At 69.9% G+C, this 15,153-nt stretch carries 17 protein-coding genes; 10 read left to right on the forward strand and 7 right to left on the reverse strand.

From position 1 onward, the window contains the following. Positions 1–115 precede the first annotated feature (115 nt). From sdhC to AC3B5L_RS11990, 6 genes are all read left to right on the forward strand, one after another. Positions 116–550: a succinate dehydrogenase, cytochrome b556 subunit gene (sdhC, locus tag AC3B5L_RS11965; protein ID WP_082758508.1), complete on the forward strand. Its 435-nt coding sequence runs from the start codon at positions 116–118 to the stop codon at positions 548–550. After that, positions 550–990, forward strand: coding sequence for a succinate dehydrogenase hydrophobic membrane anchor subunit (locus AC3B5L_RS11970; RefSeq protein WP_149085820.1), 441 nt, complete (start codon positions 550–552; stop codon positions 988–990). Before sdhC ends, AC3B5L_RS11970 begins: the two co-directional genes overlap by 1 nt. Before the next feature lie 19 nt (positions 991–1,009). Beyond that, positions 1,010–2,836, forward strand: coding sequence for a succinate dehydrogenase flavoprotein subunit (sdhA, locus tag AC3B5L_RS11975; protein WP_259954611.1), 1,827 nt, complete (start codon positions 1,010–1,012; stop codon positions 2,834–2,836). 2 nt (positions 2,837–2,838) lie between these two features. Further along, a complete protein-coding gene (locus AC3B5L_RS11980; protein ID WP_187661947.1) occupies positions 2,839–3,606 on the forward strand; it encodes a succinate dehydrogenase iron-sulfur subunit in 768 nt (255 codons plus the stop codon). Positions 3,607–3,720: 114 nt separating this feature from the next. Then, positions 3,721–4,926 (forward strand): YhjD/YihY/BrkB family envelope integrity protein, encoded by a 1,206-nt coding sequence (locus AC3B5L_RS11985; RefSeq protein WP_259954610.1) that lies wholly within the window; start codon positions 3,721–3,723, stop codon positions 4,924–4,926. Between the two features lie 9 nt (positions 4,927–4,935). After that, complete coding sequence (locus AC3B5L_RS11990; RefSeq protein WP_259954609.1) at positions 4,936–5,775, forward strand: exodeoxyribonuclease III; 840 nt, start codon at positions 4,936–4,938, stop codon at positions 5,773–5,775. Here the strand turns inward: AC3B5L_RS11990 and AC3B5L_RS11995 are convergent. Continuing rightward, positions 5,769–6,434, reverse strand: a complete 666-nt coding sequence (locus tag AC3B5L_RS11995; protein WP_259954608.1) for a DUF4166 domain-containing protein — start codon at positions 6,432–6,434, stop codon at positions 5,769–5,771. The genes AC3B5L_RS11990 and AC3B5L_RS11995 overlap by 7 nt on opposite strands. 62 nt (positions 6,435–6,496) lie before the next feature. On the opposite strand from AC3B5L_RS11995, the gene trpS reads away from it, so the two are divergent. After that, a complete protein-coding gene (gene trpS / locus AC3B5L_RS12000) occupies positions 6,497–7,501 on the forward strand; it encodes a tryptophan--tRNA ligase (protein ID WP_259954607.1) in 1,005 nt (334 codons plus the stop codon). A 26-nt stretch (positions 7,502–7,527) separates the two neighbouring features. Beyond that, positions 7,528–8,169 (forward strand): hypothetical protein, encoded by a 642-nt coding sequence (locus tag AC3B5L_RS12005; RefSeq protein ID WP_268776826.1) that lies wholly within the window; start codon positions 7,528–7,530, stop codon positions 8,167–8,169. Between the two features lie 16 nt (positions 8,170–8,185). On the opposite strand, the gene pth is transcribed toward AC3B5L_RS12005, so the two are convergent. Continuing rightward, the gene (gene pth, locus AC3B5L_RS12010) at positions 8,186–8,767 is read right to left on the reverse strand and encodes an aminoacyl-tRNA hydrolase (RefSeq protein WP_187661952.1); all 582 of its coding nucleotides are present in this window, start codon (positions 8,765–8,767) and stop codon (positions 8,186–8,188) included. Between the two features lie 96 nt (positions 8,768–8,863). After that, positions 8,864–9,481, reverse strand: coding sequence for a 50S ribosomal protein L25/general stress protein Ctc (locus tag AC3B5L_RS12015; protein ID WP_268776825.1), 618 nt, complete (start codon positions 9,479–9,481; stop codon positions 8,864–8,866). A gap of 225 nt (positions 9,482–9,706) precedes the next feature. On the opposite strand from AC3B5L_RS12015, the gene AC3B5L_RS12020 reads away from it, so the two are divergent. Then, entirely contained in the window at positions 9,707–9,832 is a 126-nt protein-coding gene (locus AC3B5L_RS12020; RefSeq protein WP_259954603.1) for a hypothetical protein, read from the forward strand. Here the strand turns inward: AC3B5L_RS12020 and AC3B5L_RS12025 are convergent. Both AC3B5L_RS12025 and AC3B5L_RS12030 read right to left on the reverse strand, forming a co-directional pair. Then, complete coding sequence (locus tag AC3B5L_RS12025; protein ID WP_268776824.1) at positions 9,817–10,341, reverse strand: gluconokinase; 525 nt, start codon at positions 10,339–10,341, stop codon at positions 9,817–9,819. The two genes, AC3B5L_RS12020 and AC3B5L_RS12025, sit on opposite strands and share 16 nt — an antisense overlap. Positions 10,342–10,358: 17 nt before the next feature. Beyond that, positions 10,359–11,417 (reverse strand): D-2-hydroxyacid dehydrogenase, encoded by a 1,059-nt coding sequence (locus tag AC3B5L_RS12030; protein WP_259954601.1) that lies wholly within the window; start codon positions 11,415–11,417, stop codon positions 10,359–10,361. A gap of 164 nt (positions 11,418–11,581) precedes the next feature. Here AC3B5L_RS12030 and gndA point away from each other — a divergent pair, with 164 nt between their 5' ends. Next, complete coding sequence (gene gndA / locus AC3B5L_RS12035; RefSeq protein ID WP_187661956.1) at positions 11,582–13,036, forward strand: NADP-dependent phosphogluconate dehydrogenase; 1,455 nt, start codon at positions 11,582–11,584, stop codon at positions 13,034–13,036. A 51-nt stretch (positions 13,037–13,087) separates the two neighbouring features. On the opposite strand, the gene AC3B5L_RS12040 is transcribed toward gndA, so the two are convergent. Then, entirely contained in the window at positions 13,088–14,338 is a 1,251-nt protein-coding gene (locus tag AC3B5L_RS12040; RefSeq protein WP_259954600.1) for an FAD-binding oxidoreductase, read from the reverse strand. A 76-nt stretch (positions 14,339–14,414) separates the two neighbouring features. Next, positions 14,415–15,134: an ABC transporter ATP-binding protein gene (locus tag AC3B5L_RS12045; protein WP_396654779.1), complete on the reverse strand. Its 720-nt coding sequence runs from the start codon at positions 15,132–15,134 to the stop codon at positions 14,415–14,417. Positions 15,135–15,153: the final 19 nt, after the last annotated feature.

Genomic DNA, 15,153 nt, shown 5'->3' on the forward strand with positions numbered 1-15,153 from the left:
GGCGTCCGCACGGGAATAGGATGGACTCCGATCGGGCGTGCCTGACCCTCCTCCAGGCCAGATGTGGACGAAGCAGCGCACGCGACCGAAACACATCGATCCAGGGAGGACGACCGTGTCCACAAGCGCTCGCTTGACACCGTCGATTTCGGAAACCACGTCCAAGACCCCCCGCGGCACCCTCTACCGGGGTCGCGAAGGCATGTGGTCGTGGGTGCTTCACCGCATCACCGGAGTCGCCATCTTCTTCTTCCTGTTGGTGCACGTGCTCGACACGGCGCTGATCAGGGTCTCGCCGGAGGCGTACGACGCGGTCATCGGCACATACAAGAACCCGGTCATGGCGATCGGCGAGGTCGTGCTCGTGGCGGGCATCGTGTTCCACGCCATGAACGGCCTGCGCATCATCGCCGTCGACTTCTGGTCGAAGGGCGCCAAGTACCAGCGCCAGCTGTTCTGGGGCGTGCTGCTCGTGTGGGGCATCATCATGGCCGGCTTCGTGCCGCGTCACCTGATGCTCGCGTTCGCCGGCTTCGGAGGAGGACACTGATGAGCGCGCAGACCGTCGCCGCTCCCGCCCGCCGTCAGCGCGGCATCAACCTCGAGAAGTGGGGCTGGGTCTTCATGCGCGTCTCGGGCGTCGTGCTCGTCGTGCTGATCTTCGGCCACCTCTTCGTCAACCTCATGGTCGGCGAGGGCATCCACGCCCTCGACTTCGCCTTCATCGCCGGCAAGTTCGCCACGCCGTTCTGGCAGTGGTGGGACGTGCTGATGCTCTGGCTCGCCCTCATCCACGGCGCCAACGGCATGCGCACGATCGTGAACGACTACGTGACCAACCCCACCGCGCGCAAGGCGCTCGTCTGGGCCCTCGGCCTGGCCGCGGGCCTGCTCATCCTCCTCGGCACCCTGGTCGTCTTCACGTTCGACCCGTGCCTGGGTGTGACCGAGTCGAGCACGCTGTGGGAGACCTGCCAGGCGCAGGGCTAGAAGAAGAGGCAAACGAGAAGTGACTACCCAGACGCAGGATTCCGTCGTCCGTGACGGCGTGCACTACCACCAGTTCGACATCGTCATCGTGGGCGCCGGCGGCGCCGGCATGCGGGCGGCCATCGAGGCCGGCCCCGGCGCGAAGACGGCCGTGATCTCCAAGCTGTACCCCACGCGCTCGCACACCGGTGCCGCGCAGGGCGGCATGGCGGCGGCCCTCGCGAACGTCGAGGAGGACTCCTGGGAGTGGCACACCTTCGACACCGTGAAGGGCGGCGACTACCTCGTCGACCAGGACGCGGCGGAGATCCTCGCGAAGGAGGCCATCGACGCGGTCATCGACCTCGAGAACATGGGCCTCCCCTTCAACCGCACCCCTGAGGGCAAGATCGACCAGCGCCGCTTCGGCGGCCACACGGCCGAGCACGGCAAGACCCCGGTCCGACGCGCGTGCTACGCCGCCGACCGCACCGGCCACATGATCCTGCAGACGCTGTTCCAGAACTGCGTCAAGCTCGGCATCAACTTCTTCAACGAGTTCTACGTGCTCGACCTCATCACCGTGAAGGACGCGGCGGGGGCGACGCAGGTCGCCGGCGTCGTCGCGTACGACCTCGCCACGGGCGAGCTGCACGTCTTCCAGTCCAAGGCCGTGATCTTCGCGACCGGCGGCTTCGGCAAGATCTTCAAGACGACCTCCAACGCGCACACGCTCACCGGCGACGGCGTGGGCATCGTCTGGCGCAAGGGCCTCCCCCTCGAGGACCTCGAGTTCTTCCAGTTCCACCCGACCGGTCTCGCCGGCCTCGGCATCCTCCTCACCGAGGGCGCCCGCGGTGAGGGCGCGATCCTCCGCAACGCCTCCGGTGAGCGGTTCATGGAGCGCTACGCCCCCACCATCAAGGACCTGGCGCCCCGAGACATCGTCGCGCGCTGCATGGTCCAGGAGGTCGCCGAGGGCCGCGGCGCCGGTCCCCACAAGGACTACGTGCTGCTGGACTGCACGCACCTGGGCGCCGAGGTGCTCGAGACCAAGCTCCCGGACATCACCGAGTTCGCCCGCACGTACCTGGGCGTCGACCCGGTCGTCGAGCCGGTGCCCGTCATGCCGACCGCGCACTACGCCATGGGCGGCATCCCCACGAACAACAACGGCGAGGTGCTCGCGGACAACGACACCGTCGTCCCCGGCCTCTACGCCGCCGGTGAGTGCGCCTGCGTCTCGGTGCATGGCGCCAACCGTCTCGGCACGAACTCGCTGCTCGACATCAACGTGTTCGGCAAGCGGTCGGGTCGCAACGCGGTGGAGTACGTCAAGACGGCGGACTTCGTCCCGCTTCCGGAGAACCCCGCGGCGTTCGTCTCCGACATGCTCGAGGGCCTGCGCAACAACCAGGGCACCGAGCGGATCGCCGTACTGCGCAAGACGCTGCAGGACGAGATGGACAAGGGCGCGCAGGTGTTCCGCACGCACGAATCCCTCCAGCACGTCCTCGGCGTGATCGCCGAGCTCCGTGAGCGCTACAAGAACGTGCACGTCGACGACAAGGGCCACCGGTTCAACACCGACCTGCTCGAGGCGGTCGAGCTGGGCTTCCTGCTCGACATCGCCGAGGTCGTCGTCTACGCCGCACAGAACCGCGAGGAGAGCCGCGGCGGCCACATGCGCGACGACTTCCCGAAGCGCGACGACGAGAACTACATGAAGCACACCATGGCGTACCTCACGGGCGACCCGCACTCCTCCGACCCGAGCGACCACATCAAGCTCGACTGGAAGCCCGTCGTCTTCACCAAGAACGACAAGGGCGAGTTCAACTACCCGCCGATGGAGAGGAAGTACTGAGCATGTCCAACGCCCTCGCCGAGGCCCCGGCAGACACGACGGAAGAGACCGGGATCCAGTCCTTCATCGTCACCTTCAACATCCGTCGGTTCGACCCGGAGATCGACGCCGAGCCGCACTGGGTCGACTACGACGTGGAGCTCTACTCCACCGACCGCGTCCTCGACGCCCTGCACAAGATCAAGTGGGAGGTCGACGGCTCGCTCACCTTCCGGCGCTCCTGCGCCCACGGCATCTGCGGCTCCGACGCCATGCGCATCAACGGCCGCAACCGCCTGGCGTGCAAGACGCTGATCAAGGACCTCGACATCTCGAAGCCGATCTACGTCGAGGCCATCAAGGGCCTGCCGCTGGAGAAGGACCTCGTCGTCGACATGGAGCCGTTCTTCGCGTCGTACCGCGAGGTGCAGCCGTTCCTCGTCGCGAACTCCGTGCCGGAGAAGGGCAAGGAGCGCACGCAGTCCATCGCCGACCGCGAGATCTTCGACGACACCACCAAGTGCATCCTCTGCGCCGCGTGCACCTCGTCATGCCCGGTGTTCTGGACCGACGGACAGTACTTCGGCCCGGCGGCCATCGTCAACGCGCATCGCTTCATCTTCGACTCGCGTGACGACAACGCTGCGGTCCGCCTCGACATCCTCAACGACAAGGAAGGCGTCTGGCGCTGCCGCACGACCTTCAACTGCTCCGAGGCGTGCCCCCGCGGCATCGAGGTCACCAAGGCCATCGCCGAGGTCAAGCAGGCGGTCCTCCGCGGCCGTCCCTGACGCGCCGACACAGGCATTCACGCGAGAACAGGCGGTCCCGGACGGGGCCGCCTGTTCTCGCGTCTGTGCCTGTTCTCGCGGAAGGGCGTGATCGGTCTTGGGTAGGGTGGGGGCGTGTCCGAGCCCGGTTCGGCGACCGATGGTCGCCTCGATGCCGCGGTCGAGCGCGCGACCGCGCTGACGCGGCGGACCCTCGGTCTCTTCCCGGTGCGGGTGTGGCGTCACTTCCTGCAACACAACGGCTTCCTGCTCGCCGCCGGGGTGAGCTACCAGGCGCTGTTCGCCATCTTCGCCGCGGTCTACCTCGCGTTCGCCATCACAGGGCTCTGGCTCGGCGGCAGCGAGGAGGCCGTGAACGGGCTCATCGACATCATCAACAACTACATCCCGAACCTCATCCTCGACGAGGGCGGCGTCTTCACGCCCGCACAGGTGCAGGAGATCGCGTCGAACACCACCGGGTTCCTCGGAATCACCGGCCTCATCGCGCTCGGCACGGTCATCTGGACGGCGATCGGCTGGGTGACCTTCTCCCGGCGAGCCGTGCGGGACATCTTCGGCCTCGAGCCCGACCGCCGCAGCTACCTCCTCCTCAAAGCGCGCGACCTCCTCGCCGCCCTCATCTTCGGTGTCTCGCTGATCCTCGGCTCCGCCCTCAGCTCGGCCAGCGCCGCCGTGCTGAGCTGGGTGCTCTCGCTCCTCGGCTGGGACGCGGGATCGGACGGCCTCAACCTCGGCATCCGGATCGGCACGGTGCTGGTGTCGTTCGTCCTGCTGACGGGGGCGCTGGCGGCGATGGTGCGCTTCCTCACCGGCACCTCGCTGCACTGGAGCACCATCTGGCCGGGCGCCCTCCTCGGCGGCGCGGCCATGACGGTGCTGCAGTTCGGGGTCGGGTTCCTCCTGAGCTACACGCCGTCCAATCCCCTGCTGGCGACCTTCGCGATCTTCGTCGGGCTGCTGCTGTGGTTCCGGGTGAACGGGGTGGTCATGCTCGTCGCCGCCTCCTGGATCGCCGTCGCCGCCCAGGACCGCGACCTCCCGCTCCTGCTGCCGACGGAGGCCGAGCGGCGGGTGGCGGAGCACGCCACCCTGCTCGCGGCGGCACGGATCCGATTGCGCGACGCCCGAGCCGCGCAAGACGAGGCCCCGTGGTATCGGAGCTGGGCGGCCGGGCACGCCGTCCGCGAGGCGGAGGACGAGGTCGCGCGACTGGAGGCCTCTGCTCCCCCGCCCGCACCCCCGACCTCCCCTCTCGCGCAGCGCCTGCTCTCCGAGCTCGATCACCGTCAGAACCGCGATGTCGGCGGTGCTCGTTAGGCTGGAGGAATGCCTCACCTGCGTATCGCCTCGGTCAATGTCAACGGGATCCGGGCGGCCGCCCGCAACGGGATGAGCACGTGGCTGGACGCCGCCGACATCGACATCCTCACCCTTCAGGAGGTGCGCGGGCAGGACGAGCACATCGAGGCCGCCCTCCCCGGCTGGACCTTCGTCCACGACGAGGCCACGGCCAAGGGGCGAGCGGGCGTCGCGATCGCCAGCCGCCTCCCCGCGCTCGCCTCCCGGGCGGACTTCGGCCCGGAGGACTTCGACTCCAAGGGGCGCTGGATCGAGGCCGACTTCCTGATCGGCGACCGTCCGCTCACCGTCGTCAGCGCCTACGTGCACTCCGGCGAGGCCGACACCCCGAAGCAGGATGAGAAGTGGAAGTTCCTCGACGCGTTCGAAGCGCGACTCGCGAGCCTGAACACCGACGGCGCCCTCGCCCTCGTCACCGGCGACCTCAACGTGGGGCACCGCGAGCTCGACATCAAGAACTGGCGCGGCAACCGCACCAAGGCCGGCTTCCTGCCGCGTGAGCGCGCCTACTTCGATCGCTTCCTCGGTGAGGCCGGGACCCCGGTCACCGGCGTCGACGGCTCGGTCGGCACCGGCCTGGGCTGGGTGGACGTCGGCCGCCGCTTCCACGGCGAGGTGGACGGGCCGTACACGTGGTGGTCCATGCGCGGGAAGGCCTTCGACAACGACTCGGGATGGCGCATCGACTACCACCTGGCCACGCCCGCTCTCGCCGAGCGCGTCCAGGCGTACCACGTGGCGCGTGCGGCCGCGTACGACCAGCGCTGGAGCGACCACGCGCCGGTCGTCGTCGACTACACCTACTGACCCGGGTCGGGCTGCTCGGAGGGCGACGGCTCCGACTCCCGATACCATCCGCGGTACTCCAGGACGGTGCCGAGCAGCGGGTTCACGGCACGCATATCGATCGTGCGCCGGCGGTGCTCCGCGTCCCAGCCGTCGATCAGGTCCACGCGCACGCCGAGCGGACCGGGCAGCGCGAACCGCCGACCGCACAGCCGCAGCGCGACTCGGATGGTGCGCATCCGCAGGAAGCCCTCCGCCGTCACACTGCACTCCTCGATGAGCTCCACGCGGCCTCGGGCACCGAGGAGATTCCGGACCAGTCCCGGCCGCACGCTCACCGTGAGCCGGTCGACGATCCGCGCGGTCCGTCCGGGGAAACGGAACTCGCGGATGGAGTCGAGCGTCGCGCGGCCGGTCTCTGTGCGCCCCGAGGCCGTGCGGAGCACGAACGGGACATCTCGTCCCGATGTCGGCACCAGAAGACCCGGCCCGACGATCGGACGCACGAGACCGGCTGCGCGACCGAAGCGGCTCCCCGCGACGGCGAACACCCCCTCCGCGTGCCCCGCCGCGACGGGAGCGCGATACTGCGCGAGGATCTCCGGGTGCAGACGCTCGGCGTCCGCGCCCAACGCGTCGAGGAACACCTGTCCCCGCGTCGGAGGCGCACCGCTCGTCATGACGTCAGCGTAAGGGATCGGCGGGCGCAGGGGTCCGCCGCGCGGACGCATAGGATTGACGGGTGAACAAGCCTCGTCTCTACTCCGGAATGCAGCCCTCCGCCGACTCCCTCCAGATCGGCAACTACATCGGCGCACTCCTGCAGTGGCGGGAGCTCCAGACCTCGTACGACGCGTTCTTCTCCGTCGTCGACCTGCACGCCCTCACGGTCGCCCAGAACCCGGCCGAGCTCCGCGAGAAGACCCGCCGTACCGCCGCGCAGTACATCGCGGCGGGCATCGAGCCCTCGCAGTCGACGCTGTACGTGCAGTCGCACGTGCGTGCGCACGCCGAGCTCGCCTGGATCCTCAGCACGATCACCGGCTTCGGTGAGGCCGGACGGATGACCCAGTTCAAGGACAAGTCGGCCCGCTACGGCGCCGATGCGACCAGCGTCGGCCTCTTCACCTACCCGGTGCTCATGGCCGCCGACATCCTGCTCTACCAGACGGACGTCGTGCCGGTCGGCGACGACCAGAAGCAGCACGTCGAGCTCACCCGCGACCTCGCGGAGCGCTTCAACTCGCGGTTCGGCGAGACCTTCACGGTGCCGGTCCCGGTCATCCAGAAGGAGACGGCGCGCATCTACGACCTGCAGAATCCGACGGCCAAGATGTCGAAGTCGGCCGAGAGCGATGCCGGCGTGCTGTGGATGCTGGACGACCCGGCGAAGTCGGCGAAGAAGATCATGCGCGCGGTGACCGACAACGAGGGCACCGTGCGGTTCGATCGCGAGGCCAAGCCGGGCGTCTCGAACCTCCTGACCATCTACGCCGCGCTGAGCGGACGCCAGATCCCCGCGATCGAGGACGAGTACGCGGGTCGCGGGTACGGCGACTTCAAGAAGGGCCTCGCCGAGGTCGTCGTGGAGGAGTTCGCTCCGGTGCGCGACCGTGCGCTCGAACTCCTCGACGATCCGGCCGAGCTCGACCGGATCCTCGCCGAGAACGCCGCCCGCGCCGATGCCGTCGCCGATCGGACGCTGTCCGACGTGTACGACCGCGTCGGACTGCTGCGCCGGGTCTGAGCCGCGCGCCACCCTAGGATGACATCGTGACCGATCCGCAGCTGCCCCCTCCGTCCGGCGCCGTTCCGCCCGCCCCTCCGACGGCCTCGGTCCCGCAGGACTCGGTCTCCGGTGCGATCCCGCCGCCCGCGTACGCGTCCGTACCGCCGAGGGCTCCGGCACCCTACCCGCCGACCGGCGGATACGGCCAGCCGGCACCCCCGGCTGCGCCTCCGGGGGCGTATCAGGTGCCCGTGGGCGGCTATGCGGCACCGTCCGGCACGTACACGGCGCCCGACGCCGCGCCGAAGCCCTCGGGGTTCCTCGGCCTGCTCGCCCTCGGCCTCTCGATCCTCGCGGCCGTCGTCATGCCGATCATCGGCGGCGTCAGCGCGTTCGAGGTGGGCCGCCGCATCCCGCAGGGCATCAGCGGCTCCTCGGGAGATCTCGGGTTCCTGTCCCCCGCGCGTGATCAGGTGCTGTGGACGGAGCTGTCGTTCTGGGCCGGCACGGTGTTCGGCATCGCCGCGATCGTGCTCGGCATCATCGCGATCCGCCGAAAGCAGGGACGTGGAGCGGGCATCGCCGCGCTGATCGTCGCCGTCCTCGGCGCAGTCATCTTCTTCGTCGCCGTGTTCACGGCCTTCGCCGTCGGCGGCGCCGCGGGATACGCCACCTTCACCACCTGACCCCGCGGGGCGCCGGTCAGCGCGGTGCGTGATGCTTCTGCTGCGCGGCGAGCAGGCCTTCCCCGACGAGGAGCTCGACGGCGTCCGCGGCGTCACCCACGAGCAGGGGAAGGTTCGCACGCTCGTCCTTGCCGAACGGGGAGAGCACCCAGTCGGCAGGATCCTGGCGCCCCGCCGGTCGGCCGATGCCGACCCGCACCCGCGGGAAGTCCGGGCTCGTGAGGGCCCGCGCGATGTCACGCACGCCGTTGTGCCCGCCGTGCCCTCCTCCGGTCTTGAGCTTGACCGTGTCGAACGGGATGTCGAGCTCGTCGTGCACGACGACCACGTGGTCGAGAGGGACGGAGTAGAACCGGGCGAGCGCTGCGACAGGGGTTCCCGAGACGTTCATGAACGTGTTCGGCTTGGCGAGCACGAGCTTGTCGGCACCGGGCCGGAGCCAGGTCTCGACGACGCGCGCGCCCCCCTTGTGCTCCCGGAAGCTCTCTCCGCGGCGGGCCGCGAGCTCATCGACGACCATCTGGCCGATGTTGTGGCGGGTCGCCTCATAGCGGGGTCCCGGATTGCCGAGACCGACCACGAGCCATGTCGCTGCCATTCCTCGTCCTCTCTCGCCGGAGCCGTCACCCCGGTCAGGATACGACGGAGGGGACGCGATCCGATCGCGTCCCCTCCGTGATGAAGCAGGCGGAGATCACTCCGCGGCGGCCTCCTCGGACGCCTCAGCGGCACCCTCGGCGGACTCGCCCTCGGTCTCCTCGTCCTCGTCCGGAGCGGCCGGGACGGAGATGGCGACCACGAGGACCTCGCCGTCGGTGAGGAGCGTCGAGCCCTTCGGGAGGGTGACGTCGGCGGCGGTGATGTGCGCGCCCTCCTCGAGACCCTCGACCGAGACCTCGATGTTCTCGGGGATGTGGGTGGCCTCCGCCTCGACCTGGATGGTCGTGGCATCGAGGTTGACGATGGTGCCGGGGGCCGACTCACCGGTGACGACGACGGGGACGTCGATGGCGACCTTCTCGCCCTTCTTCACGACCAGGAGGTCGATGTGCTCGATGATCTGGTGCACCGGGTCCTTCTGCACGTCCTTGACGAGCGCGAGCTGCGAGGTGCCCTCGATGTCGAGGTCGAGCAGCGCGTTGGCGCGACGGATGATCAGGGAGACCTGGTGGCCGGGCAGCGCGACGTGCACGGGCTCGGTGCCGTGGCCGTAGATGACCGCGGGGATCTTGCCGGCGGCGCGCAGACGACGGGCGAAGCCCTTGCCGAAGCTGCTGCGCAGCTCGGCGTGGACCGTGGTGTCTTCAGACATGAGGTTCTCCTTCGGGGCACGCAGCGAAGGCGCCGCGCGGTGGTCTTGGAATTGTGGACTCGAACGCGGACGCGTGAGGAAAGCCACCGGGCTTGCTTCGCCGCGTCGATCACGGACGCCCGCGCACGCGCAGAAGCGTCCCTCGCCGAGGTACGCCTCCATGGTACCGGATGACCCGATAGGCTGAGGACACCGGTCCCCACTGCAGAAATTCGGAGTACCCCCATGCTCGACGGCGCCTTCCTCTCCCACGTCCTCCTCTGGCTGATCGGCGCCATGTCGGTGTGCGCGGCCGTCGCCACGGGTGCCGCTCTCTTCTCGCTCGGCCGCTCGGGCTACCGCAAGGACTGAGGCTCCCCCGGCGTTCCCGTCTCCGCGGCGAGCGCCTTCCGGATCGCCGCCACCTCCTGCACCAGCGGGAGCGCGGCATCGACCCGGACGCCGGGCTCGTCACCCGTCAGCGGTTCCCACGCGTCGAGCTGGGAATCGAGCAGCGAGGCCGGCATGAAGTGGTCGGGCCGTCCACCCAGTCGCCGGGCGAGCGTCTCCCGTGCCACGCCGAGCTCGACGAAGAAGGCGTCCGGCGCCTCCGCCCTGATGGCATCCCGGTAGCGCCGCCGCAGCGCGGAACAGGCGACGACGATGTGCGTCTCGGCGGCGAGCGTCCGTCCGACCACCCGCAGCCAGGGCATCCGGTCCTCGTCATCGAGGGCGATCCCCGCTGCCATCTTCTCGACGTTGGTCAGCGGATGCAGATCGTCACCGTCCACGAAGCGCGCCTCGAGGCTCTCCGCCAGCGCCGCACCGACCGTCGATTTCCCGGATCCGCTCGGCCCCATCACGACGATGCGCACGCTCATGCCTGCTGCATCCCGATTCAGTAGAACTCGACCGTGTCGACCACTGCGCGCAGCTCCCGACCGTCGAGCAGGCGGGTGGCGTTCTCGGCGAACCGCCGCGCGATGCGCTCCTCCTCCTTCGAGCTGAGTGCCGCGGTGTGCGGGCTGACGAGCACGCGCGGGTGCGCCCACAGCGGGGACTCGGCGGGCAGCGGCTCCTGCTCGAAGACATCCAGCCCGGCGAAGCCGACGCGGCCGTCGTCGAGGGCGGAGAGCAGCGCCGCCTCATCGACCACGCTCCCGCGCCCGACGTTGGTGAGGATGACCCCGGGCTTCACTGCCCGCAGAAGCTCCTCGCCGATGAGGTGTCTGGTCTGCTCCGTGCCCGGAAGCGTGACGACGATCGCGTCGACCTCCCCCACCGCGTCCACGAGGTCGTCCAGCGCGATGAGGCGATCGACGCCCTCGACCGGACGACCGGAGCGAGTGGTCCCCCACACGCGGGCGCCGAGAGCGTGGAAACGGCGGGCGCACTCCGCGCCGATGCCGCCGAGTCCCACCACGAGCACGGTCATCTCGTCGACCTGGCGCATCTCCCACCGCTCGGGCCAGATGCGCTGATCCTGATCGGTCCGCAGGCGCGGAAGGTCCTTCGCCCCGGCGAGCACCGCGAAGAGGGCGAACTCGGCGAGCGTGCCGCCGTGGACGCCGGCGCTGGTGGTGAAGACGATGCGGTCGAGGTCGGCGCGGTCGAGTTCCGCGGCCTTGACCGTGCTGCCGCCGCCCGCCGCCGTGGTCATGACCCACCGCAGCCGCGGGTTCGCAGAGACCGTCCGCGCCAGTGCGTCGGGGTCGACGTCGGGGATGCCGAAGAGCACGTCAGCGGAGTCGACGAGGGCCTCGAACGCGCGCTGCTGCTCCGGCGTGCGGGTGAAGTCGGGGTCGCCCGACCAGTCGGCCGGACCGCGCATGGGAGGCACCAGTGCCGCGTCGTGGATGACCTCGAGCCGCGGCTCGAGCTCCTCGATGAGCCCGCACAGCTCCTCCGTCAACGGCACCGCGACGACGGCGCGGACCTTCTTCTCGGACTCCGTCACGACCGACTCCCTCCAGCTCCTGTGCTCCCTTCAGCGTAGAGGTCCGGAGCCTCCGGGCCGCCCGACGTCGCGGACGATGACGGTGATGCGTCATCGGGTGCGCCTCCATCCGGCGCACAGCGATACGCTGAAGACAACCCTTCTTCACGATCGAGGAGCCTTCCGTGCCCGAAGCATCAGCGAACATCGGAGTCGTCGGACTCGCCGTCATGGGGTCGAACCTCGCCCGCAACCTCGCGAGCCGCGAGGGCAACACCGTGGCGATCTTCAACCGCAGCTACGAGAAGACCCAGACCCTCCTCGACGAGCATCCCGAGGCGGGCTTCATCCCCGCGAAGACGTACCAGGAGTTCGCCGACTCGCTGCAGAAGCCGCGCACCGCGATCATCATGGTCAAGGCCGGAGCGCCGACCGACGCCGTGATCGACTCCCTCGTGGAGGTCTTCGAGCCGGGCGACATCATCGTCGACGGCGGCAACGCCTACTTCCCCGACACCATCCGCCGCGAGAAGGCGGTCCGCGAGACCGGCATCAACTTCGTCGGCGCGGGTATCTCCGGCGGTGAGGAGGGCGCCCTCACCGGCCCCTCGATCATGCCGGGCGGCTCGGACGAGTCCTGGATCACGCTCGGGCCGATCCTGAAGTCCATCGCCGCAGTCGCCGAGGGCGAGCCCTGCGTGACGCACGTCGGCCACGACGGCGCCGGCCACTTCGTCAAGATGGTGCACAACGGCATCGAGTACGCGGACATGCAGCTCATCGCCGAGGCCTACGACCTCATCCGTCGCGGCACCGGCAAGACTCCCGCAGAGATCGCCGAGATCTTCGCCGAGTGGAACCGCGGAGAGCTGGAGTCGTACCTCATCGAGATCACGGCCGAGGTGCTGCGCCAGGTCGACGCGGCGACCGGTAAGCCGCTGGTCGACGTCATCCTGGACCAGGCCGGCGCGAAGGGCACCGGCGCCTGGACGGTGCAGACCGCACTCTCGCTCGGCGTCCCGGTCTCGGGCATCGCCGAGGCGACGTTCGCCCGCTCGCTCTCCTCGCACCCCGAGCAGCGCGCGGTCGCCGCGGCGCTTCCCGGTCCGGACGAGGAGTTCACGGTCCCTGCCGACGAGGTCGACGCTTTCGTCGAGGACGTCCGCCTGGCGCTCTATGCCTCCAAGATCGTCGCCTACTCGCAGGGCTTCGACGAGATCCGTGCCGGTGCCGCCGAGTACGGCTGGAACATCGACCTCGGTGCGATCTCGAAGATCTGGCGCGGCGGCTGCATCATCCGCGCGCAGTTCCTGAACCGGATCGCCGATGCCTACGCGGAGACCCCCGACCTGCCCGTGCTGATGACGGCTCCGTACTTCGCCGAGGCGCTCACCCGTGGCCAGGCGGCATGGCGTCGCGTGGTGGTCACGGCGGCGCAGTCCGGCATCCCGGCTCCGGCGTTCTCGTCGTCGCTGTCCTACTACGACGGCATCCGCGCCGACCGCCTGCCGGCTGCTCTCGTGCAGGGTCAGCGCGACTTCTTCGGCGCGCACACGTACAAGCGCATCGACAAGGAGGGCACCTTCCACACGCTGTGGTCGGGCGACCGCTCCGAGATCGAGGCCGAAGACACGCACTGACCTCGGGTCTGCGAAGGGCCGGGCACCGTACGGTGCCCGGCCCTTCGTGCGTCACACGAGGATGTTGTGGTTGCGGCGGAACACGTTCTGCGGGTCCCACTGCGCCTTCACCGCCCGCAGACGCGCGTAGCCGTCGCCGTCGTACATCCCGGACACCGCGTCCGGTCGCTCCCGGTCGACGAAGTTGCTGTACTCGGCGAGGCGGCCCGCGACGATCCGCTGCGCGTCGGCGGCGGCCTTCGCCCGCCCCTCCTCGTCGAGCATCCCCGGGACATCGAAGGCACCGGCCATGACGAACCAGGTCGCGGTGCGCGCCGGGAAGGCCGTCTCCTCCTGCGGAACGTCGCCGAACGCCCCGCCGAGGGACCGGAGGAAGACGACCGAGGCGGGGTACTCCCGCCGATAGGCCACCAGCCGATCGATCGTCTCGTCGTCGAGGTCGGCGACGAGACCGTTCCCGCCGAGGAACCCGGGAGGGGCGGGAGCCTCGCCGCCCTCGGGCTGCGGCATCTCCATCAGGATGTCCCGATAGGCGGGTTCGGTGATCTCCGTCGTGACACCGTCGAGGGCGGTGATCGGCGCGAGCTCCACGCGCAGCGCCTCCGGGTCGGGCCCGGCCCACACGGCGGTCAGCCGGGCACCGGCCGGAGCGCTCGGGTCCATGGGCGGCACGTCCATGTACGTGACGGTCAGCTCGCGCGGGGCGTCGCGGAGGAGTTCGCGCGCGGCCCGGAGCACGGCCGTCGCGTCGCCCTCGACGACGGACTCGGCCAGCGCGATCCCCGGCAGGCGATGCGCTTCGAAGTCGAAACGGGTGACGATGCCGAAGTTGCCGCCACCGCCGCGCAGCGCCCAGAACAGGCCGGGATGCTGCGTGGCCGAGACCTCCACCACGTCTCCGCTCGCGCTGACGACCTGGGCGCCGACGAGCTGATCGACGGCGAGACCCCAGGCGCGCACCATCCAGCCGATGCCGCCGCCGAGGGTGAGACCGCCGACGCCGACGCTGGCCGTGTCGCCGGAGCTCAGGGCGAGGCCGTGGCCGGCGAGAGTCTTCGCGACGTCGCCCCACACGGCACCGCCGCCGATGCGCACGGCGGTGCCGTCGACCTCGATCGAGGAGAGCGCCCCGAGTTCGAGGCGCAGACCGGGAGCGGGGGCGTGGGACCAGGGCCCGTGGCCGCCGGAGACGACGGTCAGGGGGACCGCCTCCTGCGCGGCGGCGCGGACGAGCGCGGCGACCTCGGAGACGGTGGAGGGACGGTGGACGGTGGGCTGTGCGGATTCGACGTGGTCGACCATGAGCACACGGTAGACCCGGGGTCGGACATCGCGGAAGAGGGGCGGCTCGCCGTCCGCCCCTCCCCCGCGCCGCCGACTACCGGGTGATGTCCCTCACCGTCCCCTGCGTCAGACGCAGCCGTTTCGTCGCCCGCCGCGCCACCGCGGAGTCGTGCGTGACCACGACCATGGTGATGCCCTCCGCGCACAGCCGTTCGAGGAGGTCGAGGATCTCGTCGCGCATGCTCTCGTCGAGGTTGCCCGTCGGCTCGTCCGCGAGCAGCACTCGGGGGCGTTTGACGATCGCCCGCGCGATCGCGACACGCTGCTGCTGCCCGCCGGACAACTCTGCGGGACGATGGTCACCGCGGTCCGCCAGGCCGACGTGGGCGAGAGCGGCGGCGACCCGCGTGCGTCGTTCCGCCCGGTCGATGCCGAGCGGCTCCAGGGCCATGTCGACGTTCTCCACCGCCGTCAGCGTCGGGATCAGGTTGAACCCCTGGAAGACGAATCCGATCTCCTGCGCGCGGATCCGTCCCAGCTCCGACGGCGACGCCGACGACAGTTCACGGCCGTCCAGCTGCAACGTCCCAGCAGTCGGGGTGTCGAGCGCCCCCAGCAGCTGCAGCAGCGTCGACTTGCCCCCTCCGGTCGGCCCCTGGATCGTGACGAAGGCGCCGGGCATGATCTCCAGGTCGACGCCGGTGAGCGCGGTCACCGTCCGTCCCCTCCGCGTATAGGTGCGCGTGACACCGGTCGCCCGGTACAGCGGGGTCGCCGCCGACGAGGCCGGAACGCGGGCCTCGGAATCCGTCATCGTGGTCATCTCGGTCTCC

The organism is Microbacterium sp. C-MGS6 (assembly GCF_058140415.1).